Source organism: Prauserella sediminis (genome assembly GCF_014195435.1).
Lineage (GTDB): Bacteria > Actinomycetota > Actinomycetes > Mycobacteriales > Pseudonocardiaceae > Prauserella > Prauserella salsuginis.
Genome location: NZ_JACIBS010000001.1, coordinates 796,544 through 819,098, shown reverse-complemented (window position 1 = coordinate 819,098; position 22,555 = coordinate 796,544). Strand labels below are relative to the sequence as shown.

Sequence of the window (22,555 nt, the reverse complement as noted above, 5' to 3'; positions counted from 1 at the left end):
TTCGTAACGCCGTGGAGTGCTAGCTCGCCGAAGCCGAAGCCGAAGCCGATGTTGCAGTCGATGTCGAAGTCGCAGTCGACCCGGCGAGATTCTCCCTGCCGACCTCTTCCTCCGAGCGGCCCTTACGCCAGTATCCGGTGAACGTGACGGCGCGCTTGTCGACGCCGCGGTCGCGGACCAGGTGGCGCCGCGCGAACTTCACGAGCTCGGCCTCACCGGCCAGCCACGCGTACGGCGTGGTGGCGGGAAAGTCGGCCGCGCGGACCGCGTCGAGCACCGCGTCGCCGTACGAGCCGGGGTGGCGGACGATCCAGCGGACGTCGACGTCGGCGGCCGGGCTCGGGAGGTTGAGCCGGTCGGCGGGGTCGCCGACCTCGATGAACACGCGGGCGCAGGCGTCGCGGGGCAGCTGTTCCAGGATCGCGGCGATCGCGGGGATCGCCGACTCGTCGCCGACGAGCAACTGCCAGGTCGCGCTGTCCGGGACGGCGTAGATGCCGTGCGGGCCCATCAGTGCGATCTCGTCGCCCGGGCGTGCGCCCGAGGCCCAGGTCGAGGCCGGGCCGCCGTCGGGGTGGAGCACGAAGTCGATGTCCAGTTCGCACTGCTCGGGCCGGAACGCGCGGACGGTGTAGGTACGCATCGGCGGGCGGACGTCGTCGGGCATGGCCAGGTAGGTGCGGTACCACGACGTGGTGTCGCCCTCGATGGGAGGCGGCAGGTCCGGGCGGGTGCGGCCGCTGTGGGGGAAGAAGACCTTGACGTACTGGTCGGGTGCGGCGGTGACGAAGCCGTCGAGGTCGTCACCGGTGAAGGTCACGCGCACCAGGTGCGGGGTGAGCTCCCGGGTCGCCGACACCGTCAGGCGTCGGAAGGCGAACTGCGGCCGGGCGGGCGTTGTGGTGACCTCGGCGTGCGTCGTGCCTGCCCGGGTCGCGGAACTGGTCGTGGCTTCGGTGTCCTGCACGGTCGAATCCGGCGCGGCCGGGTCGTGCGTGCCCGGACTCGGTGCGGTCGGACTCGGTGCGGTCGGGGCGGGAGCCGCGGTCGGGGCCGCGTGGGACTGCGCCGTGACGGTCATTAGGCAAGCCTAACCGAATGCGCAAGTCCCTGGTGGTGATGTGGCGGGACTCTCGGACTACTCCGGCCGCCACCGGTAGGTGCGCAGATCGATGCGCCGCCCGTCGGCGAGGACGCCTTCGCCGCGAAGCAGTTCGAGTTGCCGGCCCGCGATGTGCGGCGCCGGGGTGCCGTTGGCGCGCAGCACGCGATGCCAGGGGATGTCGGCGCCGTCCTCGGACAGGACCCGGCCGATCAGCCGGGGCGTCGGGGCGCCGGCGAGGGCGGCGATGTCGCCGTACGTGGCGACGGTGCCGGGCGGGATCGTCGTGACGGCGTCGCGGATCCGCTCGTGCAACTCCTCGTCCATGCCGCTGAGCTTAGGTGTGGGCCGGACTCGCCCCCAAGGGCATCTTGGGCATCGAACACCGTCTCCCACCTCCACCCAACCGGAGGCGCTCCGCGCGGCAGTGTTCGACAGGTGCCCCGTTCGACGGGTGCCCCGTTCGACGGGTGCCGTATTCGACGGGTGCCCCGAAGGTGCCCTTGGGGGCGCTCCCGTCGGCCCGGTCACGCCTCTCGGTGGGGCGGCTGTTCCCGAATGCCCCGGTGGGCCGACGCCGTGGCCGCCGGTGAGTCGACGCGGGCGGCGGGGCTGTCGGGGTGGCGTGGTTCCATCGGAAGCCGTGAGCAGGAGTGGTCTGAATGCCCGGTTGGTGCGGCCGTCCGTACCGGCCGTACCCGCTCATGTCTGGGAGCCCGAGGTCGCCCGGCTGTTCGAGGCGCCTGCGGGGTTCGTCCGGGTCGTCGGCGGGCCCGGCACCGGCAAGACGGCGCTGACCGCGGAACTCGCGGCCGAGCGAATCCGCGGCGGGGCCGACCCCGAGAGCATCCTCGTCGTGACCTCGTCCCGCCGTGCCGCGAATGTCGTGCGCAGGGACATCACGCGCCGCATCACGGCGGCCGACACCGCGGACGACCCCGACGCCACGGGAACCAACCGCACGGGAACCCACCGCACGGTGCGCGAACCGATGGTGCGGACGGTGCATTCGTACGCGTTCGCCGTCCTGCGGCTGCAGGCGAACCTCACCGGGCAGCCCGAACCGCGGCTGCTGTCCGGGCCCGAACAGGACGTCGTGGTGCGCGAACTCCTCGCGGGCGACCTGGAACGCGGCGCGTACGACTGGCCGGAGCGACTCCGTCCCGCGCTCGGCATCGCCGGGTTCGCGGAGGAGTTGCGCGACCTGATCCTGCGTGCCGCCGAGCGCGGCCTCGGACCCGAGGACCTGGTCAAACTCGGCCGGTCCGAGGGCCGCGAGGAATGGGTCGCGGCCGGGAACTTCTGGCGGCAGTACGAAGAGGTCACGCTGTTGCACGGGTCGGGCGGCCACGCGATGGGCACGCCCGGTGCGCCCGCCATGGACGCCGCCGAACTCGTCGCCAGCGCGCTCGTCGAACTGGAGGGCGACCCGGAACTGCTGGAGCGTGAACAGCATCGCCTGCGGCACGTGCTCGTCGACGACGCCCAGCACCTCGACCCGCTGCAGTTGCGGCTGCTGCGCCTGCTGGGCGGCACGGCCGACGACTTCGTGCTCGCCGGCGACCCCGACCAGTCCGTGTTCTCCTTTCGTGGCGCGGATCCGACGCTGCTGTCCGGTCTCGACGGGGCCGAGACCGTCACGCTGACCCGCACCCACCGGCCCGCGCCCGCCGTGCACGACGCCGTGACCCGCATCGCGCGCGGGTTCGCGGGCACCGGCCTCGCCCGCGACACCCGGATCGCCGAACCCGATTCGGACGCGGAACCGGGCGCGGTGCGGGCACGGCTGTTCCCGACGCCTGCCGCCGAGGCGTCCTGGCTCGCCGACCGGCTCCGCCGGGCACACCTGCTCGACGAGGTGCCGTGGGAGGAGATGGCGGTACTGGTGCGGTCCCCGACCCGGTCGATGCCGGTGCTGCAGCGTGCGCTGGCGGCCGCGGGCGTGCCGATCGCGTCGGCCGCCGAGGAGGTCCCGCTGGCCCGCCAGTCCGGGGTGCGGCCGCTGTTGGAGATCCTGCGTCTGGCCACCGACCCCGACGCGCTCGACGCCGACGTGGCCGAGATGTTGCTCGCCTCTCCGCTCGGCGGTGCGGATCCGCTGGCACTGCGGCGGTTGCGGCGCGGGTTGCGCCGCTTGGAGCTGACCGGGGGCGGCGAGCGTTCCAGCGACGACCTGCTCGTCGAGGTGTTGCGCGGCGGCGACATCCTCGCCGGCCTTGCCGACGCCGAGGCGGCACCGGTGCGCCGCGTCGGTGGCCTGCTGGCCACGGCACGGGAAGCGGCGCAGAGTGGTATGGACGTCGAGAACGTGCTGTGGCGCGTGTGGCAGGCGAGCGGACTGGAGAAGCGGCTGCTCCGGCAGATCGAACGCGGCGGTTCGCTCGCCGCGCAGGCCGATCGCGATCTCGACGCCGTCGTCGCCCTGTTCGACGTGGCGGGTCGCTATGTCGACAGGTTGCCGAAGGCGAGCGTCGGCGGTTTCGCCGAGTACCTGACCTCGCAGCACATCGCGGGGGACAGTCTCGCGCCCGTGGCCGCGCGGGGCAGCGGCGTCTCCCTGCTGACGGCACATGCCGCGGCGGGTCGTGAGTGGACGGTCGTGGCCGTCGCGGGTGCCCAGGAGGGCGGCTGGCCTGATCTGCGGCCACGCGGCACCCTGCTCGGGGTGGAGCGGCTCGTCGACCTGTTGTCCGGAGTGGACGGCGACGGTGTTTCGGTGATCGCGCCGCTGCTGGCGGAGGAGCGACGCCTGTTCTACGTGGCCGCGAGCCGGGCTCGTTCGGAACTGCTGGTCACGGCGGTGCAGGGGGAGGACGAACAGCCGTCGCGGTTCGTCGAGGAACTGCTCGCCCACGAGGACGCCGCCGACGCGGGCCCGGACGTGCGCGTCTACCGGCGCGAACGGGCGCTCGTGCTGCCGGAACTGGTCGGCGAGCTGCGCTCGGTGGTGTGCGACGACGGGGAAACCCCCGACCGCCAGCGGCGCGCCGCGACGCAGCTCGCCCGTCTCGCGCGGGCTGGTGTGCCAGGAGCGCACCCGAGCCAGTGGTACGGCCTGCACGAACCCAGCACCGTCGAACCGCTCCGCAAACCGGGCGAACCCGTGCGTGTGTCCCCGTCCACGGTCGAGGTGCTCGCGAAGTGCCCGCTCCGCTGGTTGATCGAACGACACGGCGGTGCCGACCCGTCGCAGCTCGCCGCGGTCACCGGAACGCTCGTGCACGCGCTCGCCCAGGCGGCGGCATCCGGCGCCGACCACGCCGAGATCACCGCCGAACTCGACAAGGCGTGGACCAAAGTGGACGCCGGCGCGCCGTGGTTCTCCCGCCGCGAACGGGTGCGGGTCGAACAGATGGTGCAGAACTTCCTGAACTGGTTGCAGCAGAGCAGACAGGACCTCACCCAACTGGCCGTGGAGCAGGAGATGTCGGTGGAGCTGCCCGTGACCCTCGACGCGGCGGTCGGCGACGGCGACGCGGACAGTGACCCCGATGATCCCGACGACCCCGACACCGACACGGCTGACACCGACGACGCCGACACGGCCGGTGTGAACGCAGCGGGCGACGACGGCGCGGACGCGCAGCTGCGGGTCACGTTGACCGGCAGGGTCGACCGGCTCGAGGTGGACGGTCAGGGCAGGCCCGTCGTGGTCGACCTCAAGACCGGCAAGAACGCCGTCAGTGCCAAGGACGCCGAACAGCATCCGCAGCTCGCGGCCTACCAGCTGGCGGTGCTGCTCGGCGCGTTCGAACACCACCTCAGGACCACGCAGGCCGCGCGGAACCCGCAGTCGGCGCAGGCGGCGGCCAAGCCCGGCGGTGCGAAGCTCGTCTACGTCGCCAAGTCGCACACCAAGACCGGCGCCAGCGAACGGCAGCAGCCGCCGTTGGACTCCGACGGCGAGGTGCACTGGCTCCAGCTGGTGCGGGACGCGGCGGCCGCCACCGCGGGACCGTCGTACGAGGCGCGCGAGAACCAGGACTGCGACCGGTGTCCCGCGCGGTCGTCGTGCCCGGCACGTCCGGAGGGCAGGCAGGTGACGGGGCCGTGACGCAGCTGGTGAGCCCGGCCGAGGTCGCACACGCCCTCGGCCTGCCCACGCCGACCGACGAGCAGGCCGCGGTGATCGCGGCGCCGCCTGAGCCGTCGCTGGTCGTCGCCGGTGCGGGCGCGGGCAAGACGGAGACGATGGCCGCGCGCGTCGTGTGGCTGGTCGCGAACGGCCTCGTCACGCCGGAACGCGTGCTGGGACTGACGTTCACTCGCAAGGCGGCGCGGCAGCTGGCCGACCGCGTGCGGGCCCGGCTGCGGGTGCTCGCGGGGTCGGGGCTGCTCGACCGCATCGATCCCGGTGGCACGCGGCGGGCGTCGGTGCTGGCCGGCGAACCCACGGTGCTGACGTATCACGCCTACGCGGGGCGGCTGCTCGGCGAACACGGTCTGCGGTTGCCGGTGCAGCCGGGTGCGCGACTGCTGTCGGAGACCGCGTCGTGGCGGCTGGCGCACCGCGTGGTGTCGACCTGGGATCACGACCTGGACACCGATCTGGTGCCCGCCAGCGTCACGGCGCAGTTGCTGGGGTTGACGGGCGAACTCGCGGAACACCTCGTCGACGAGGAACCGCTTGTCGAGCACACCACGTGGCTGTGCGAGTTGATCGAGAACGCGCCGCGGGCGAAGGGCCAGCGTGCGGCGATGCCCGTCGACCTGCAGAAGATCCTGACGTCGCAGCGGTTCCGGCTCTCGCTGTTGCCCCTCGTGGAGGCCTACAAGCAGCGCAAGCGCGCCGAGGGGGCGCTCGACTTCGCCGACCAGATGTCACTGGCCGCCCGCCTCGCCGAGGGGCACCCTGAGGTCGTCGCCACCGAACGCGATCGGTACGGCGCCGTGCTGCTCGACGAGTACCAGGACACCGGCCACGCTCAGCGGGTGCTGCTGCGGTCGCTGTTCGGCGGCGCGGACGCCGACGCGTTGCCGGTGACTGCCGTGGGCGATCCGGCGCAGGCGATCTACGGGTGGCGCGGCGCGAGCGCGGCGAACCTGCCCCGGTTCACCACCGATTTCCCGCGCGCCGACGGCGAGACCGGACGCAGCCTGCCCGCCCGGGAGTACGGCATGCTGGCCAGCTTCCGGAATCCGCCCGAGGTGCTGACCCTCGCCAACGCCGTCGCCGAACCGTTGCGTGCGGGCGGGCTCGGCGTGCAGCGGCTCCGCGCCCGCGACGGTGCGCCCGCCGCCGACGTCCGATGTGGACTCCTGTCGGACGTGCGCGCCGAACGTGAGTGGCTCGCCGACGAACTCGCAGGCACCTGGTACGCCGAACGCGACGCGACGGGCACTCCGCCCACCGCCGCCGTGCTGGTGCGGCGCCGCGCCGACATGGCCCCGATCGCCGAACGGCTGCGTGCCCGCGGGCTGCCCGTCGAGGTCGTCGGCCTCGGCGGGCTGCTCGACGAACCCGAGGTGGCCGACCTCGTCGCGACGTTGCGGGTGCTGGCCGAACCGCTGTCCGGCACCGCCGCGGCACGGTTGCTGACCGGCGCGCGCTGGCGGATCGCCGCCGCCGACCTCGGCGCGTTGTGGCGCAGGGCCGGCGAGCTCTCCGCCGACGGCGACGACATCGTCACCGAACGCGCCGAGGAGGCCGGCCTGATCGACGCGCTCGACGACCCCGGCGACCCGGGGCGGTACTCGGATACGGGCTACGCGCGCATCACGCGGCTCAGCAAGGAGCTCGGCGCGCTGCGCAGGCGACTCGACCAGCCGTTGCCCGAACTGGTCGCCGACGTCGAACGCACCATGCTGCTCGACGTGGAGGCCATGGCCCGTCCCGGCGGCGCGGGCCGGGCGCATCTCGACGCGTTCGCCGACGTCGTCACCGAGTACGCCGAGAACTCGCCCACCGGCACGCTGCTGTCGTTCGTGGACTATCTCGCCACCGCCGAACACGCCGAGGACGGGCTGCCGCCCGGCGAGGTCGAGGTCGCCGCCGACCGGGTGCAGGTGCTCACCGTGCACTCGTCGAAGGGCCTCGAATGGCGGGTCGTGGCCGTGCCACATCTGGTGAAGGGCGTGTTCCCGGGGGACCGGCGGTCGTCGTCGTGGCTGCGGACCGTCACCGAGCTGCCCGCGCCGCTGCGCGGCGACCGCCAGGACCTGCCGGACCTGCACCTGCGCGGAGACGAGAACCGCAAAGAGGTCCTCGACGCCTGCAAGGAACACGAGGCCGCGTTCGTCGACCGGCACGCCGAGGAGGAACGCAGGCTCTGCTACGTCGCACTGACCCGCAGCGAACAGCACCTGCTCGTATCCGGCCACTGGTGGGGCGAGACGAGCGGGTCGCCGAAGGGACCGTCGGCGTTCCTGACCGAGGTCGCCGAGACCATCACCGAGGACGAGCGCATCGGCACGATCACCACGTGGGCCGAGGAACCCGAGGAGGGCGCCGAGAATCCCCTCGCCGGGGAGAACGCCGAACCGGTGACCTGGCCCGCCGACCCTCTCGGCGCGCGCAGGGACGCCGTTCGTGACGGTGCCGACGCCGTGCTCGCCGCGATCGCCGCGCTGGACGAGCCCGCCGGTCCCGGGACGTCCCCGGAGTCCACCGTGTCGGAGTTCGCAGCACCGGAGCTCGCAGCGCCGCAGTCCACCGCACCGGAGTCCACCCTGTCGGAGTTCGTAGCGCCGGAATCCACCGTGGCTGCGGACGAGCACGATCAGCTCGCGTTGCCGCTGGGTGGCGAGCCGTATCCGGAGCCGGCCGAGCCTCCCGAGGACGACCCGCTTTCCGAGGACGAACCCGACGCCGATCCCGAAGGTTGGGCCGCCGACACCGACGTGCTGCTGGCCGAGCGCGAACGCGCCTCCGGGCGCACCGAGGACATCGCCCTGCCGGGGCAGCTGTCGGTGAGCCAGCTCGTCGAGCTCGCGGGCAGGCCGGACGAACTGGCCCGGCGGCTGCGGCGGCCGCTGCCGTTCCCGCCGAACGCCTACGCCCGCCGCGGCACCGCGTTCCACGGCTGGCTGGAACGCCGATTCGCTGGTGATCGGCTGTTCGACCTCGACGACCTGCCCGGCGCGGCGGATCAGGGCGAGGCGCCGGACGAGGAACTGGACGCCCTGCGCGAGGCGTTCGAACGCAGCGCGTGGGCGCACCGCACGCCGCACGACGTCGAGGTGCCGTTCTCCACCGTCGTCGACGGCGTCACGGTTCGTGGCCGCATGGACGCGGTGTTCGCCGATGCCGATGGCGGGTGGACCGTCGTCGACTGGAAGACCGGTGGGGTGCCGGACGAGTCGGCGATGCAGGCGGTGTCGGTGCAGCTCGCGGCGTACCGCCTCGCGTGGGCGGGCCTGTCGGGTGCGCCGCTGGAGAAGGTGCGCGCCGCGTTCCACTACGTACGCCACGACCGCACCGTCCGCCCGGCCGACCTGGCCGATGCCGACGGTTTGCGTGCGCTGCTGCGATCGGTGGACGACAACGGCTAGGGTTGCTCAGCGTGATCAAGGGACTGCTCCGGCAGCGGCCGCTGTCCGAACAACCGGGCCACGCGCTGGTCGGCGTCATCCGGATGCCGGATGCCAAGGTCAGCCCGCTCAACGCGATCGTCCGGCGCATCGTCGGCGCGGTGTTTTTCCTGTTCGTGGCCGTGGTCATCGTGTACATCGGCCGCGACGGGTACACCGACAGCAACGGGGACGGTATCTCGTTCCTGGACGCCGCCTACTACGCGACCGTGTCGCTGTCGACCACCGGCTACGGCGACATCTCGCCGGTGACCGATTTCGCGCGGCTGACCAACATCGTTGTCATCACCCCGTTGCGGGTGGCGTTCCTGATCGTGCTGGTCGGCACCACACTGGAGGTGCTGACGGAGCGTTCGCGCCAGGCGCTGCGGATCCAGAAGTGGAGGAACAAGGTGCGAGACCATGTGGTGGTCATCGGATTCGGCACGAAGGGCCGGTCCGCGATCAACGCGCTCCTGGCGGAACACGACGTCGAGGCGAACCAGGTCGTGGTCGTCGACACCGACCAGCAGGCGCTCGACGCCGCCAGCGCGCTCGGCCTGATCACCGTCCACGGCAGCGCCACGCGAGCGGACGTGCTGCGGGTCGCCGGGGTGCAGCGTGCCCGGTCGGTGGTCATCGCACCGAACCGCGACGACACGGCGGTGCTGGTCACGCTGACTGCACGGGAGCTGGCGCCGAAGGCGAGCATCCTGGCCTCGGTGCGGGAGGCGGAGAACGTGCACCTGCTGAAGCAGTCGGGCGCCGATCAGGTCGTGGTCTCCAGCGAGACGGCGGGCAGGCTGCTGGGCATGGCCACGCGCACCCCGCTGGTGGTCGACATGGTCGAGGATCTGCTCACCCCGGAGACCGGCCTGGCGATCGCGGAGCGGCCGGTCACCCCGAAGGAGGAGGGCGGTTCCCCGCGGCATCTGCCCGACACGGTTCTCGGACTCGTCCGCGCGGGGCAGCTCTATCGGGTGGATGCGCCCGAAGCCGACGCGCTCGAACCCGGTGACCGCCTGCTGTATGTCCGTCACACTACGGGATCGGATGACGACGACGAGCGCTGACGGGCGCACACGGGCAGCTCCTCACCCGGCGGCTCTCCGCTGCCACCGGGCGGGCTGAGCTGGGAAAACGGCTTCCCGTGCGGTCGTAGTCGGACGAGCCGCCGGCGGTCACACTGCGCGGTCACGGTGTGATGTTGGCTGCCCCGGCTTTTCTGGGCCGGTGCCGGGATATCTGCGACGATTGGGCGCGTGCGGCAACAAGCGGAATCGGGCAAACCGGCGATCGCCGTCGGCTGGCGGTCGGCCGGGCTGGCGGTCGTGGCCGGCCTCGTGATCACGGCGCTGGCGTGGCTGGCGGGCCCGTCGCTGTTCGCCACGGCCGGCGGCGCGGATCACCGCACCGTCGAGGCCACCGTCACTGATCCCACGGACTGCACCGACGCGGCCGCGGGGGAGACCGTGCGGTTCACCGACGGCGGCACGACCAGGACGGGCACGCTCAGTGGCTGCGGGCACGACAAGGACGAGACCGTGCACATCGCCGTGCCCGACCAACCGGCCGAGCCCGCCGGTGAACCGATCTCGGTGCACCTGGCCAGCACGGATGCGGGAATGGGTGAGCTGGGCAGGCCGCTCGGCATGGCGCTGCTGGTGCTGAGCTGCGCGGCGGGCGGCGTGTACGCCTTCCTCGTGATCCGCGGTCCCCGGCAGGGCGGTCTTCCCGGACGGTTCGCGTAACGCCGGTGCCGGATCACGACACCTTCGACGCCGGGGCGGTGAAGGTGTTGCAGTCGACGATGCGGTTCGACTCCGCCCCCGCCCGCCACCAGGCCGCGTAGTTGGCGTTCGAGCCGTGGTCGGTGGTTCCCGACGTGTCGTCACCGCGGGTGTCCTGGTCGTACCAGGCGGCGTCGAACATCTGCTGGGTCACGCCCTCCGGGCCGCTGCGGCCGGTGTGGGCGCCCATGAACATGCCGGAGAAGCACTGTGCCTGCAGTTCGCGCCTGCGGGACAGGTCCTGACCCCGTTCACTGTGCTGGCCGGCCGCGTTGATCTGCGCCCACACGCCGTCCATGATCCCCGCGACCTCCTGCACATGGTGGCCGTACTCGTGGGCCAGCACCGACAGGTAGATGCCGGCCTGGCGGCCGTAGTAGTCGGTCTGCAGGCCGTCGAACGGCACGTAGAGGTTGTCGTTGCAGTAGTAGGCCGCGGTCGTCACGTCGACGCGGATGTCGCCGCACGGCGTGCGGAACGAGGGGCCGTCGGGGAAGTGCAGTGTCGGCTCGCGGAACGGCAGGTCGTAGCGACGCAGGAACGGCTCCCACGCGCGGTTCAGGCAGTCGGTGGCGACGGTGAAGAACCGTTGCGCCGCGGCCGGGTTGCTCCGCCACTCGGGGAGCGAACACGACACGGCCTGCAGTCCGGCGTCGGGGTCTTTGAGCATCGGCCGGTCGCCGAGCGCGCGGATGTCGCCCGGCACCGTCTCCGTGGCCCGGGCCGAACCCGCGTTGCCGCCACCGGACGGTGCGCCGCCCTCGTCGTCGCCGGTGAAGGCGACCAGTGCCAGCACGCTCGCCAGTGCCAGCAGGACGACCCCCGCCAGTGAGAACACGACGACCGGCACGCGGGTGCGGGTGCCGCCGCGCCGCGCGTGGCCCGAACTCGGCATGTCGCCGGAATCCTCACCGGACGCCGCGTCCGGTCCGGGATCTGTCATGTCGCGGCCCCGTCCGCCTCACTGGTCGCTCCCATCACCATAGCCGGGCACCCTAGGCGCAGGCCGGGTGTGCCCGGTGTCGACGCTCCGTGGGGCGCTGACGCGGGCGGGGAGAACTCGGACGCCGGCTGCGCGAACCGGACAGTCAGGACACCGAGCCGGCCTCGGCGAGCCAGGTGTTGCACTGGTACAGGCGGTTGTCGCGGCTGCCCTGTTGCCACCAGGCCGCGTAGTTCTCGTTCGAGCCGTGGTCGGTGGTGCCGGAGGTGTCGTCGCCGCGTTCCTGCTGGTTGTACCAGGCGTGATCGAGCATGGTCTGTGTGACGCCGTCGGCGCCGCTGCGACCGGTGTGCGACCCCATGAACATGCCGGAGAAGCACTGTGCCTGCAGCTCCATCCGGCGCGACACCGCGTCCCCCTTCGTGGTGCCGAGGCCGCCGGCGTTGTTGATCTGCTGCCACGCCGCGTCGAGGATGCCGGACACGTACTGCACGTGGTGGCCGTACTCGTGGGCCAGGAGCGCGAGGTGGATGCCCGGTCGGTTGGGATAGTTCTCGAGCTGTAGCCCGGCGATGGGCACGTACAGGTTGTTCTCGCAGTACACGGCGGCGCGCTTGATGCTGACCTGTTCCGTGCCGCACGGCGTGTTGTACGACCGGCCGCGTGGGAAGTGCAGCGTCGGCCGTTCGAACGGCAGGTTGTAGGCGCGCAGCAGATCGCCCCACGTGGTGTTCAGACAGTCGTTCGCGGCAGTGAGGAACGCTTTCGCCGCCGCGTCGGTGTCCTGCCACGCCGGCAGTGGGCACGCGTTCGCCGTGAGACCGCCGTCGGTGTTCTGGAACAACGGATGCTGGCCCAGCTTGTAGACCTTCTCCGGACCGGCAGGCGCCTCGGCCCCGGATTCCTCGGTGAACGTGACGATGCTGCCCGTCGTGCTCGACTCGGTCTCGCTCGACGGCGAGGTCGTCTCGGTGGAGGTCTCGGTGGTCGACTTCGACTCGGTGGTGGTCGATGCCGGTGCGTCCACGCCGCGGTGGGCGTACCGCTCGGACGTGTCGTTGCCACTGGTCAGCGTCGCGATGAGGACCACGACCACGGCCAGTACGCCCACCCCGCCGAGAGCGGCGGCGATGGCCGGGCCGTTCGACTTCGGCGGACGCGGAGGACCGTACGGGGGTGGTCCGTACGGGGGTGGGCCCTGAACGGGTGACCCCTGCGGGGGCGGGCCGTACTGGGGAGCGCCGGGGTGTTGTGGACCATGCTGCGCGGGTCCCTGTTGAGGCGGAGGCCCCTGCGGTGGCGGAGGCCCCTGCGGTGGCGGAGGCCCCTGCGGTGGCGGAGGCCCCTGTTGAGACGGAGGCCCCTGAGGCGGAGGTCCCTGCGGCGGCGGAGTGCCCGGCCACTGGCCCCCGGCACCGGGCGGCCCCTGCGGCCCTTGTGGACCCTGCGGGCCAGGCGGTCCCTGCGGGCCGGGCGAGGCCGGTGGGCCTTGGCGGCCGTACGGGTCGCCGCCGGGCGGGCCGGGCGGTGGCTGCGTCATGCGGTGTGCTCCCCCAGTGGTGATCGCGTGCGCGCCAGAGCATAAGTGAAGCCGGACGGGGCCACGGCGCGGTCGCCCGGTCAGCGTGGAACCCGGATGGCAGGATCGGCGTTATGAGCGATTCGAGTGGCATGTCGAACGGTGACTCCGAGCTGCCGCGCTACCCGTCGTCGGGCGGCGCCAACGACGGGCGGCAGCCCGGGGTGATCCCGCTGGAACCGCTGCGGCTGGGCGAGGTCGTCGGCGGCGCGTTCACCACCATGCGGTCGTACGCCGGCATCGTGTTCGGCACGTCGTTCGTGATCGCGGTGATCAGCGGCGCAGTGTCCTACTTCGTGACGCGGTCGATGCTCGCCGACGTCGCGGAGATCGACCCGGCCGCCTCGCCGGAACGGCAGATGCAGCAGCTCGAGAACATGCTGGGGGACATGCTGCCCGCGTTCGCCGTCCAGCTCGCCGTCATGCTGCTGGTGCAGGCCGTGCTCACGGGTCTGCTGATGACGGTGGTCGGCAGGGCGGTGCTCGGCAAGCCGATCACGTTCGGCGAGGCGTGGGCCGAGCTCAAACCACGCCTGCTGTCGGTGCTCGGCCTTTCGGTGGTCGTCACGGCTGCCCAGGTGATCGTCGCCGGGCTGTTCGGCGCCTTGCTGATCACGGCGATGGGCGCCTTCGGCGTGCTGTTGACGCTCCTGCCGGTGATCGCGCTCTGGGTCTACCTCAGCCTGGCCACGGCGGCGCTGGTGCTCGAACGCGGCACCATCGGTTCGGCGATCAAGCGCTCGGTGGCCCTGGTCAAGGGTTCGTGGTGGCGGGTGTTCGGGTTCCTGCTCGCCGCCGTGGTCATCGGTGTCGGCGTCAGCCTGGTCATCGGCCTCCCGTTCTCGTTGGCTGCGCCGCCGCCCGGCCAGGCACTCAGCGGGGGTGACGTGTTCATCCAGGAGATCGGCACCGTCATCACCAGCACGATCGTCACCCCGTTCATGTCGCTGGTCGCCGGGCTGATCTACATCGACCAGCGCATCCGCCGTGAGAACCTCGCACCGGAGCTGCGCCGCGCCGCCAACATGTGACCGCGAGCCCTGGGCGTGGATCGGCGTGGCACACCCCGTGACAGTCTGGGTGGTATGGACGATTCGAGCGGTATGCCGCACGGCGACCCCGGGGAGCCGCGTCACCCGTCTCCGGGAGACGGCCCGGCCCCGGGCGAAGCCGAGGCGCCGCAGCCCGGGGTGAGCCCGTTGCGCCCGTTGCGGCTCGCCGAGATCACCGACGGTGCGGTCGCAACGATGCGCAGGCACGCCGGCGTCGTCTTCGGTGCGGCCGCCCTCATCGCCCTGATCCACGTGGTGCTGGTGCAGGTTGCGGAGCTGTATCTGCTGGCACAGCCGGGGCGGGTCTGGGAGATGTCCGTGAACGCGCTGGCCGTCAACGCCGCGTTCGCGTTCGTCGACCTGCTGGCACACGCGCTCGTCGTCGGCGTGCTGACGGTGGTGGTCGGCCGCGCCGTCGTGGGCGAACCCGTGACCGCCGGTGACGTGTGGGCCGAGTTCAGGCCGCGGCTCCTGCCGGTGCTGGGGCTGACGATCGTCGTCACGGCGGTCACCGTCGCAGGACTGGTCCTGCTGGTCGTCCCCGGCGTCGTGGCGTACGTGTTCCTCGGCCTGGCCGTGCCCGCGCTGGTGCACGAACGCCACAGCGGGGTCACCGTCGCAGTGAGGCGGTCGGTGAACCTGGTCGCCGGCGCATGGTGGCACGTGTGCGGCCGGCTGTTTGCGGCGTTGCTGATCACGCTCCTGATCAGCGTGATCATCCAGCTGCTGGTCACCCAGCTCCTGCCGCTGGGGGCAGGCACGCCGTCGTTGGCCGACGGCACGCTGGCCGGACATCGGCTGATCCTCGGGATCGGGAGCGTCGTCGCCCAGACCGTCGCGGTGCCGTTCAGCGCCGCCGTCACGGCGTTGATCTACCTCGATCAGCGGATGCGGCGCGAGCACCTCGACGCGGCGCTCCGGCTCGCGGCGGACCGTTCCGGCTGACCGGCGCCCGATATCGGTGAAGGCGACGTGACCACGCGTGGGCCTCCCGTAGGGTGGCTACATGGCCGAACCCGTTCTCCACAGACTGACACTGGACAACGGCCTGCGGGTGGTTCTGGCGCCAGACCGGAGCGCCCCGGTCGTCGGCGTCAGCGTGCACTACGACGTGGGTTTCCGTTCCGAACCCGAAGGCCGCACCGGCTTCGCGCACCTGTTCGAACACCTGATGTTCCAGGGCAGCGAAAGCCTGGAGAAGCTGGCCCACTTCCGGCACGTCCAGGGCAGCGGAGGCTCGTTCAACGGCTCGACGCACCCCGACTACACGGACTACTTCGAGGTGCTGCCGTCCGCGGCGCTCGAGCGCGCGCTGTTCCTCGAGGCCGACCGCATGCGCGCGCCGAAACTGACCGCCGAGAACCTGGCCAACCAGATCGACGTGGTCAAGGAGGAGATCCGCCTCAACGTGCTGAACCGGCCCTACGGCGGATTCCCGTGGATCCTGCTGCCGCCGGTGCTCTACAACACGTTTCCCAACGCCCACAACGGCTACGGCGACTTCACCGACCTCGAACAGGCCAGCCTCGAAGACTGCGCCGCGTTCTTCGACACCTACTACGCACCCGCCAACGCGGTGCTCACCGTCGCGGGCGACATCGAGGTCGACCGGGCGCGCGAACTGATCGAGAAGCATTTCGGCGACGTGCCCGCACGCCCGCGGCCCCAACGGCCGTCGTTCGCCGAACCCCGGCCGACGAGCGAGATCCGCGAGACACACGCCGATCCGCACGCTCCGCTGCCCGCACTGGCCGTCGGCTACCGCATGCCCGACCCGGTCGGCGAAATCGACGCCTACCTGGCGCACCTCGTACTCGCCAGCGTCCTCGTCGACGGCGACGGGTCCCGGCTGCAGCAGCGACTGGTGCACGGCGAACCGCTCGTCACCGACATCAACGCCGGGGCGGGCCTGTTCGGGCCGTTCGAGGCGCGCGATCCCGACACGTTCTCGATCACGGCGATGCACACCCCCGACGTCGGGGTGGACCGCATCCTCGGAGCCGTCGACGAGGAACTGGAGTCGCTTGCCGCACAACCGCCCACCAGTGACGAACTGGCGCGGGTGACGGCGCGTTGGAGCGCGATGCTGCACGCCGAGCACGACCGCCTCGTGAACCGCACCCTCGGCTTCGGTTCGTTCGAACTGCTCTACGGCGACGCCGCGCTCATGCACGAGGTCGCCGACCGGATCGCCGCCGTGTCGGCGGACCAGGTGTCGCACGCGGCGAAGGGGCTGCGGCCGGATTCGCGCGCCGTCCTTCTCGTCGAGCCCGCGCAGGGAGGTACCCAGTGACCGCATCGCAGACCCACCGCACCGCGGAGGAGATCGGCCGGACCCCGGTGGGGCCCCGCGAACTGCCGCCGCTGGGCGAGCAGCGGTCGGCCAGTCCGCCGGAGCACGTCGACACCGAGATCGGCAACGGGTTGCGGGTGCTGGCGGTGCGCAAGCCCGGTTCGCCGATGGCCGAACTGCGCATGGCGATCCCGTTCGCCAGTGACGACCCGATGCACCCGGCCACGGCGGAGGTGCTGGCCGACACGATCGCGACCGGCACGCGCCGGCGGGACCGGGTCGCGATGGACACCGACCTGGCGCTCATCGGCGGCGACCTCGGCGTGGCCGTCGACCCGGAGCATCTGTCCGTCTCGGCGAGCGCGCTCGCGAGCGGCCTGCCGACCCTGCTCGACGTACTCGCCGACATCCTCACCGAAGCCACCTACGCCGACCACGAGGTCGAGCTCGAGGCGGCACGACTGGTCGAACGCCTGGCCGTCGCGCGCACCCAGCCCCGGGTGATCGCGAGGGAGGCGTTGCAGCGGCAGCGGTACGGCGACCATCCGTACACCCGCGAGATGCCGCGACCCGAGGACGTCGAGCAGGTGACACCGGAAGCGGTGCGGGCACTGCACCCCGCGGCGGTCCTGCCGCGGGGCTCGGTGCTGGTGCTCGTCGGTGACATCGATCCGCAGACCGCGGTCACCGAGGTCGAGCGGGCTCTCGACGGCTGGCGTTCCGACGTCGTGGCACGGGAACTGCCCGAGTTGCCCGACCTCACGGGCGGGGATCTGGTGCTCGTGCCGCGTGCCGGCGCCGTGCAGTCGCAGCTCCGCCTGTCGGCGCAGAGCCTGCCGCGCACCGCGGAGCGTTATCCGGCGGCGCAGCTGGCGAACCTGACGTTCGGCGGCTACTTCTCGTCGCGGCTCATGGAAAACATCCGCGAGGACAAGGGCTACACCTACGGCGCCCACTCCGGATTCGAGTTCACCAGAGGCAAGGCGACGGTGCAGGTCGACGCGGACACCGCGAGCGATGTCACCGCGGCCGCGCTGCTGGAGACCCGCTACGAACTCGGCAGGCTCGGCCTCGTGCCGCCGACCGACTCCGAGGTCGAGACGGTGCGGCAGTACGCCACGGGCTCGATGCTGATCGGGGCGGCGTCGCAGGCCGGGTTGGCGAACCAGCTGATCGGCCTCACCGCGGTGGGCCTCGGGCTCGACTGGCTGCTCGGCCACCCGGAGCGGCTCGCCGCGGTGACGACCGAACAGGTCGCCGAGGCGGCGCTGGAGATCTTCGCACCGGTCCGTTTCACCGGTGTCGTCGTCGGGGACGCCGATGTGCTCGGCCCGCAGCTCGAGGCCCTCGGCGGTGTGCGCGTCGCGGACCCGGAATCGTGAGGCCGTTCGAGCTGCAGGAGGTTCCGGCGCTGTCGCGGTCCACAGTGGACCGGCAGGAGGCGTTGCGGACGGACCCGCAACGCCTCACCGCACGGTGGCCGGACGCGCGGATCATGGTCATCGACCACGGGGGCCGGACACCCGTCCGGCGCGAGGACGTCGACTCCGGACCCGCCTCCCTGAGCACCCGGAAGGCCGCCGAGTTCGCAGGGGAACCGCCCGCCGGGGCGTCGTTCCTCGGCGAATGGGAAGGCGTCGACTACTGGATGCTGCCCGTTGACCCGCCGTCCGAATCGGACACGATCGAACTCGACGGTGGCTGGGGTGTGCGACAGGAAGTGCCGGTCAGCGCCGACGAGGCGTGGCTCGATCTGCGCGGTCACGGCGCACTGCTCGACGACACGTCGGCCGGTCTGCTGACGACCGCGGAGGCGCTGCGGAACTGGCACCGACGCGGCACGTTCTGCACTCGGTGCGGTTCCGCGGTCCGACTGGTGCAGTTCGGCTGGATCTCCCACTGCACCGGATGTGACCGCGAGGAGTACCCGCGCACCGATCCGGCGGTGATCTGTCTGGTGCACGACGACATCGGCGTCAACGGCGCCAACGTGCTGCTGGCGCGGCAGCCCGTGTGGCCGCCGAAGCGGTACTCGGTGCTGGCGGGATTCGTCGAGGCGGGCGAATCGCTCGAGGGCTGCGTCGAACGTGAAGTACTCGAGGAGGTCGGCGTCGCCGTCACCGACGTGCGCTACCTGGGCAGCCAGCCGTGGCCGTTCCCCCGGTCGATCATGCTCGGATTCGCGGCACGGACCGTCAACGGCGCCGAGCTGACGCCCGCCGACGGGGAGATCGAGGAGGCACGCTGGTTCAGTCGCGCCGACGTGCGCGCGGCCATCGACGGTGAGCACGACGAGCTGCTGCTGCCCGGCAGCACGTCGATCGCGTCGGTCATGATCCGCTCGTGGGCCGCCGCGGAGCAGTAGCGCCGGCCGAGGATCGGGGCGTCGACGCGGACCCCGCGAAGCGGCATCGCGGCCCTCGGTAGGCTGCTGCGTAGCTTTACCGGTTTGGGGGTTTCGGATCGTGAGTGCGCATCGAGCCGTCGGGCTGCTGCTCGGCGTGGTTGCGGACGGTCTGATCGGCGAGCCGCGGCGGGCCGGCCCGCCCCGTCCGGTCGCCGCGTTACCGCAGGCCGCCGACACACTGGCGCGGCGCATCGGGGCCGCCGGCGCGACAACGGTGGTGACCACCGGCGCCGTCGCCGTGGGCATGCTGGTCGAACGCGCGGTGGGTCGTCACCGGTTACTGCGTACGCTCGCGGTCGCAGCGGGCACGTGGTCCGTCCTCGGTGGGGCGCGGATCGCGGCCGACGGCACCGAACTCGCCCGCGACCTCGAGAACGGCGACTTCGACACCGCACGCGCACGCATCTCCACCGTCGACCTGCGCTGCACCGAGGACCTGGACCTGCCCGGTTTGTCGCGGGCCTCGATCGAAGTCGTCGCGGACCAGACCTCCAACGCCGTCGTGTCCCCGCTCGTCTGGGGCGCCGTCGCGGGACTGCCGGGAATGCTGGCGGCCCGCACCGTCACCGTGCTCGGCAGGCGGCCCGGCATGGAACTCGACATCGCCTCTGCCCGCTCGGCCGATCCGGTCGCACGGCGCCTCGACGAGATCGCGAACCTCGTGCCCGCCAGGCTCACGGCCACGCTGACCACGGCGGCGGCACCGGTCGTCGGCGGTTCCGCGCGGAGTGCGTGGCAGGCGTGGCGCCGCGACACCGCCGCCCACCCCAGTCCGAACGCGGGGCGCGCCGAAGCCGCATTCGCCGGGGCGCTCGAGATCCGCCTCGGCGGCCGGACGGTCTACCCGCGTGGTGTGGCGGAACTGCCGGTGCTCGGTGCGGGACGCAACCCCGACGCCGGTCACGTGACGCGCGCCGTCGAACTGTCCCGTGTGGTCGGGCTCTGCACGGCAGGTGTGTCGGCCGTGCTGGCGGCCGTATCCGGCCTCGGCAGGCGCCGCCGCTAGGAAGGCGACGGCGCGTCCGTCGGCGTCAGCAGTTCGGCGCAGAGCTGTACGGGGTGGGGTCGTTGGCCACGTGGACGTGGTCGTTGTGGCCCTCCGCGCCCGGCCCGATGATCTCGGTGAACCCGGCCTCGTGCGCGGCGTCGTACAGCGTGCACTGCGGGTGTTCGTTCGCCCCGATACCGAGGTCAGCCGTCTCGCCGTACATGTGCCTGCTGGTGCTCGACCCGCCGACCGAGTCGTTGCACGACACGCTGCGGAAACCGGATGTGATGCCGAGCGGGACGTCGCCGAGCTTGTGGCGCATGGCCTCGAGCTGCCACATGACGCGGCGGGAGTTCTCCTTCGCGGTGGCGGCGTCGACCTTGCCGCCCTCGAAGTTGTTGGCGCCGCAGTTGTCGTCGAACTCGGAGTAGGAGAAGTGCTCGGGAGTGCAGTCGTCCTGCCCGAGGGCGTGCAGCACCTCGCGTGTCTCGGCGTCGACCACCCCGGACGGTGCGATGTCGTAGCCTTCCTGGAAGCGTTCGACGGCGGCCTCGGTCGCCGGGCCGAACTCGCCGTCGATCGTCAGATGTTCGCCGCGGCTCACCCAGCCGGCGACGCGGACCTGCAGCTCTTCGACCGCGGCGCCGCTGTCGCCTTCGGACAGATCGCTGTCGAAGGTGAAACAGCCGTCGGCTGCTGCCGTCGCCGGGTTGACGAGCGTCGCGGTCGTGAGGCCGCCGGCCGCGAGTGCGGCCGCCGCCACCACGGAGAGAACTCGGTTGCGCATGGCACCTCCAGGGTCGTTGCCGACGTGCCGACCGGTCGGCACATCCGGAACCTTGGCGTGAGGAGTTGACGAAGGGCCAGCGATTCCGGTGAATGCATACCAACGGCGGGGTGCGAAAGTCGGATTCGCGGAGTGGGGGAAGCGCGAACCGCGTCGCCAGCGTTCGTCACCGCATCCGCACACGAGAACGGGGGTGGTCCCGGTGCGGCACCAGGACCACCCCCGTCACAGGGGTGCGAACAATCAGCAGTTCGGGGCACTGCGGAACGGGCTCGGATCGTTGGCCACGTGGACGTGGTCGTTGTGGCCGCTGTAGCCCGGCCCGAGGATCTCCGTGAAACCGGCCTTCCATGCAGCGTGATACAGCGTGCACTGGGAGTGAACATTCGCGCCGATGCCCATGTCGGCCGTCTCGCCGTAGAGATGGCGACTCGACGACGAACCTCCGACAGCGCTGTTGCACGAGTAGCTGCGGAAACCTGACGTGATGCCGATGGGCCGGTCGCCCAACTTGTGGCGCATCGCCTCGAGCTGCCACATGACCCGGCGGGTGTTCTCCTTCGCGGTCGACGCCGACACGGCGCCGCCGTTGAAGTTGTTGGCACCGCAGTTGTCGTCGAACTCCGAGTAGGAGAAGTGAGCCGGAGTGCAGTCACTCGACGTCAGGTCGTAGATCTTGCTGAACGTCTGCGGACCGGCCACACCGTCGGCGCCGAGGCCGTAACCGGACTGGAACCGCTTGACAGCCGCCTCGGTCGCCGGGCCGTACACGCCGTCGATGACGAGGTGCTCACCGTGGCTCACCCAGCCCGCAACCCGGATCTGCAGCTCCTTCACGTCAGAGCCGCTATCACCGCGAGACAGGGTGCTCGACCATTCGTAACACGAGGCCGCGCTGGCAGGTGCCGGCGTCGTCACCGCCGTGGCGGCCGTGAGGCCGGCCGCAGCAACGGCTGCGGCAGCCAGAAGGGATAAGAAACGTTTACGCATGGGACCTCCGCAGTTGTCCAGGTGCCGCGTTGGGGGATTCGGCACGCGATAGGCAATCTGCCCGAGTTGTCCCGGTCCTTTGGTGGGGATATGAAAGAAACCGACGAACGTTCTAGGTAGAAAGTGGGAAACAGCCGTCCGAAGTCACGGAAAGCACACGCAGGCGTTACCGAAAGACGTCGCTCAGCGGAGTGCGTCGGCCTCGTCGTCCTCGGCGAGGATCTGTGCCACCGACTTGCGCTTCTGCTTGCCCGGGTGCTTGCCCTGCTGCTGTTGCCCTGCCGACGTCCCTGCCGACTCGGCGGTCGTGGGCTCGGCCGCGTCGCCGGAAGCGGCCTCTGCGGAGTCGGCGAGGGCGCCGCCCGGGCGGGCTTCACGGATCGTGAAGTAGAGCCAGCCGAGCAGCGCCATCGCACCGAACGCGATCCACTGCAGCGCGTACGAGAAGTACGGCCCGGCCTCGAGCTGGGGGAGCGGCAGTGCCGTCAGCACCCCGGGCTCGCCGGGTTCGAGCTGATAGTAGCCCGGCTTGATGTCCAGACCGGTTGCCCGAGCCACCACCTGCGAATCCACCGAGTAGGAGTGCAGCCTGCCGCCGGTGGTCTCGTCGGCGAACGCATCCCGGTTCGACGGATCGTTCTCGTCGATGCGCACGCGGGCCTCGACGGTGACGCGGCCCTGCGGCGGGGCTGCGAAGTCCGGAACGCCCGTGTCGTTTGCGGGACGCACGAAACCGCGGTTGATCAGCACGATCGGGCCGCCGGTCGTGCGCAACGGCGTGAGCACCTCGAATGCCGGTTCGCCCTGCACGGTACGAAGCCGCGCGATGACCTCGTCGTCGGGAAGGTAGGTGCCCTCGATGACGGCGCGCCGCCATTCGGTGTCGCCGTCCGGAGCTGAGTTGCCGGGCAGCAGTTCCGCCAACGGTTGGGGAGAGGCGGCAGTGGACGAGGACACGGCGTTGTTCCGGGCGGTACGTTCCTCGTGCCGATCGAACTGCCACGGGGCGAGCACGGTGAAGCACAGGGCGGCGAAGACGAGCACCACCACCGTCAACGCCAGCCAGCCGGGCTTGAGCAGGAACTTCCACCGCACACCCACTACGGTAGGCGGCC

The 22,555-nt window shown here is 71.4% G+C and carries 17 protein-coding genes; 10 read left to right on the top strand and 7 right to left on the bottom strand.

Annotated elements, in window-relative coordinates:
• Positions 1 to 19 precede the first annotated feature (19 nt).
• The gene (locus tag FB384_RS03600) at positions 20 to 1,081 is read right to left on the bottom strand and encodes a siderophore-interacting protein (RefSeq protein WP_221212635.1); all 1,062 of its coding nucleotides are present in this window, start codon (positions 1,079 to 1,081) and stop codon (positions 20 to 22) included.
• 57 nt (positions 1,082 to 1,138) lie between these two features.
• The gene (locus FB384_RS03595; RefSeq protein WP_183779126.1) at positions 1,139 to 1,429 is read right to left on the bottom strand and encodes an MGMT family protein; all 291 of its coding nucleotides are present in this window, start codon (positions 1,427 to 1,429) and stop codon (positions 1,139 to 1,141) included.
• 316 nt (positions 1,430 to 1,745) lie between these two features.
• Here FB384_RS03595 and FB384_RS03590 point away from each other — a divergent pair, with 316 nt between their 5' ends.
• The 4 genes from FB384_RS03590 (at position 1,746) to FB384_RS03575 (ending at position 10,362) form a co-directional block, all read left to right on the top strand.
• The gene (locus tag FB384_RS03590) at positions 1,746 to 5,156 is read left to right on the top strand and encodes an ATP-dependent helicase (protein WP_183779124.1); all 3,411 of its coding nucleotides are present in this window, start codon (positions 1,746 to 1,748) and stop codon (positions 5,154 to 5,156) included.
• Positions 5,153 to 8,593, top strand: coding sequence for an ATP-dependent helicase (locus FB384_RS03585; RefSeq protein ID WP_183779121.1), 3,441 nt, complete (start codon positions 5,153 to 5,155; stop codon positions 8,591 to 8,593). The genes FB384_RS03590 and FB384_RS03585 overlap by 4 nt, the downstream gene beginning before the upstream one ends.
• An 83-nt stretch (positions 8,594 to 8,676) precedes the next feature.
• The gene (locus tag FB384_RS03580; protein ID WP_183784907.1) at positions 8,677 to 9,684 is read left to right on the top strand and encodes a potassium channel family protein; all 1,008 of its coding nucleotides are present in this window, start codon (positions 8,677 to 8,679) and stop codon (positions 9,682 to 9,684) included.
• Positions 9,685 to 9,873: 189 nt separating this feature from the next.
• Complete coding sequence (locus FB384_RS03575) at positions 9,874 to 10,362, top strand: hypothetical protein (protein ID WP_258938268.1); 489 nt, start codon at positions 9,874 to 9,876, stop codon at positions 10,360 to 10,362.
• Positions 10,363 to 10,375: 13 nt separating this feature from the next.
• Here FB384_RS03575 and FB384_RS03570 read toward each other — a convergent pair whose 3' ends face one another.
• Together FB384_RS03570 and FB384_RS03565 are read right to left on the bottom strand one after the other, a co-directional pair.
• Entirely contained in the window at positions 10,376 to 11,344 is a 969-nt protein-coding gene (locus FB384_RS03570) for a neutral zinc metallopeptidase (protein WP_228725952.1), read from the bottom strand.
• 145 nt (positions 11,345 to 11,489) lie between these two features.
• Complete coding sequence (locus FB384_RS03565) at positions 11,490 to 12,455, bottom strand: neutral zinc metallopeptidase (RefSeq protein WP_323985111.1); 966 nt, start codon at positions 12,453 to 12,455, stop codon at positions 11,490 to 11,492.
• 542 nt (positions 12,456 to 12,997) lie between these two features.
• On the opposite strand from FB384_RS03565, the gene FB384_RS03560 reads away from it, so the two are divergent.
• The 6 genes from FB384_RS03560 (at position 12,998) to FB384_RS03535 (ending at position 19,681) form a co-directional block, all read left to right on the top strand.
• On the top strand, positions 12,998 to 13,954 hold the full coding sequence (locus FB384_RS03560; protein ID WP_228725951.1) for a hypothetical protein: 957 nt from the start codon (positions 12,998 to 13,000) through the stop codon (positions 13,952 to 13,954).
• A 54-nt stretch (positions 13,955 to 14,008) separates the two neighbouring features.
• Positions 14,009 to 14,920 (top strand): hypothetical protein, encoded by a 912-nt coding sequence (locus FB384_RS03555; protein WP_228725950.1) that lies wholly within the window; start codon positions 14,009 to 14,011, stop codon positions 14,918 to 14,920.
• Between the two features lie 61 nt (positions 14,921 to 14,981).
• The gene (locus FB384_RS03550; protein ID WP_183779118.1) at positions 14,982 to 16,268 is read left to right on the top strand and encodes a M16 family metallopeptidase; all 1,287 of its coding nucleotides are present in this window, start codon (positions 14,982 to 14,984) and stop codon (positions 16,266 to 16,268) included.
• Positions 16,265 to 17,650: a M16 family metallopeptidase gene (locus tag FB384_RS03545; RefSeq protein WP_183779116.1), complete on the top strand. Its 1,386-nt coding sequence runs from the start codon at positions 16,265 to 16,267 to the stop codon at positions 17,648 to 17,650. The genes FB384_RS03550 and FB384_RS03545 overlap by 4 nt, the downstream gene beginning before the upstream one ends.
• A complete protein-coding gene (gene nudC / locus FB384_RS03540; RefSeq protein WP_183784896.1) occupies positions 17,644 to 18,633 on the top strand; it encodes an NAD(+) diphosphatase in 990 nt (329 codons plus the stop codon). Before FB384_RS03545 ends, nudC begins: the two co-directional genes overlap by 7 nt.
• A gap of 100 nt (positions 18,634 to 18,733) precedes the next feature.
• Positions 18,734 to 19,681, top strand: coding sequence for a cobalamin biosynthesis protein CobD/CbiB (locus FB384_RS03535; protein ID WP_183779114.1), 948 nt, complete (start codon positions 18,734 to 18,736; stop codon positions 19,679 to 19,681).
• 25 nt (positions 19,682 to 19,706) lie between these two features.
• Here FB384_RS03535 and FB384_RS03530 read toward each other — a convergent pair whose 3' ends face one another.
• The 3 genes from FB384_RS03530 to FB384_RS03520 all read right to left on the bottom strand — a co-directional run bounded on the left by FB384_RS03530 (position 19,707) and on the right by FB384_RS03520 (position 22,535).
• The gene (locus FB384_RS03530; protein ID WP_183779112.1) at positions 19,707 to 20,450 is read right to left on the bottom strand and encodes a M15 family metallopeptidase; all 744 of its coding nucleotides are present in this window, start codon (positions 20,448 to 20,450) and stop codon (positions 19,707 to 19,709) included.
• Between the two features lie 243 nt (positions 20,451 to 20,693).
• A complete protein-coding gene (locus FB384_RS03525) occupies positions 20,694 to 21,440 on the bottom strand; it encodes a M15 family metallopeptidase (RefSeq protein WP_183779110.1) in 747 nt (248 codons plus the stop codon).
• 183 nt (positions 21,441 to 21,623) lie between these two features.
• Positions 21,624 to 22,535 (bottom strand): SURF1 family cytochrome oxidase biogenesis protein, encoded by a 912-nt coding sequence (locus FB384_RS03520; protein WP_183779108.1) that lies wholly within the window; start codon positions 22,533 to 22,535, stop codon positions 21,624 to 21,626.
• Between the last annotated feature and the right edge of the window lie 20 nt (positions 22,536 to 22,555).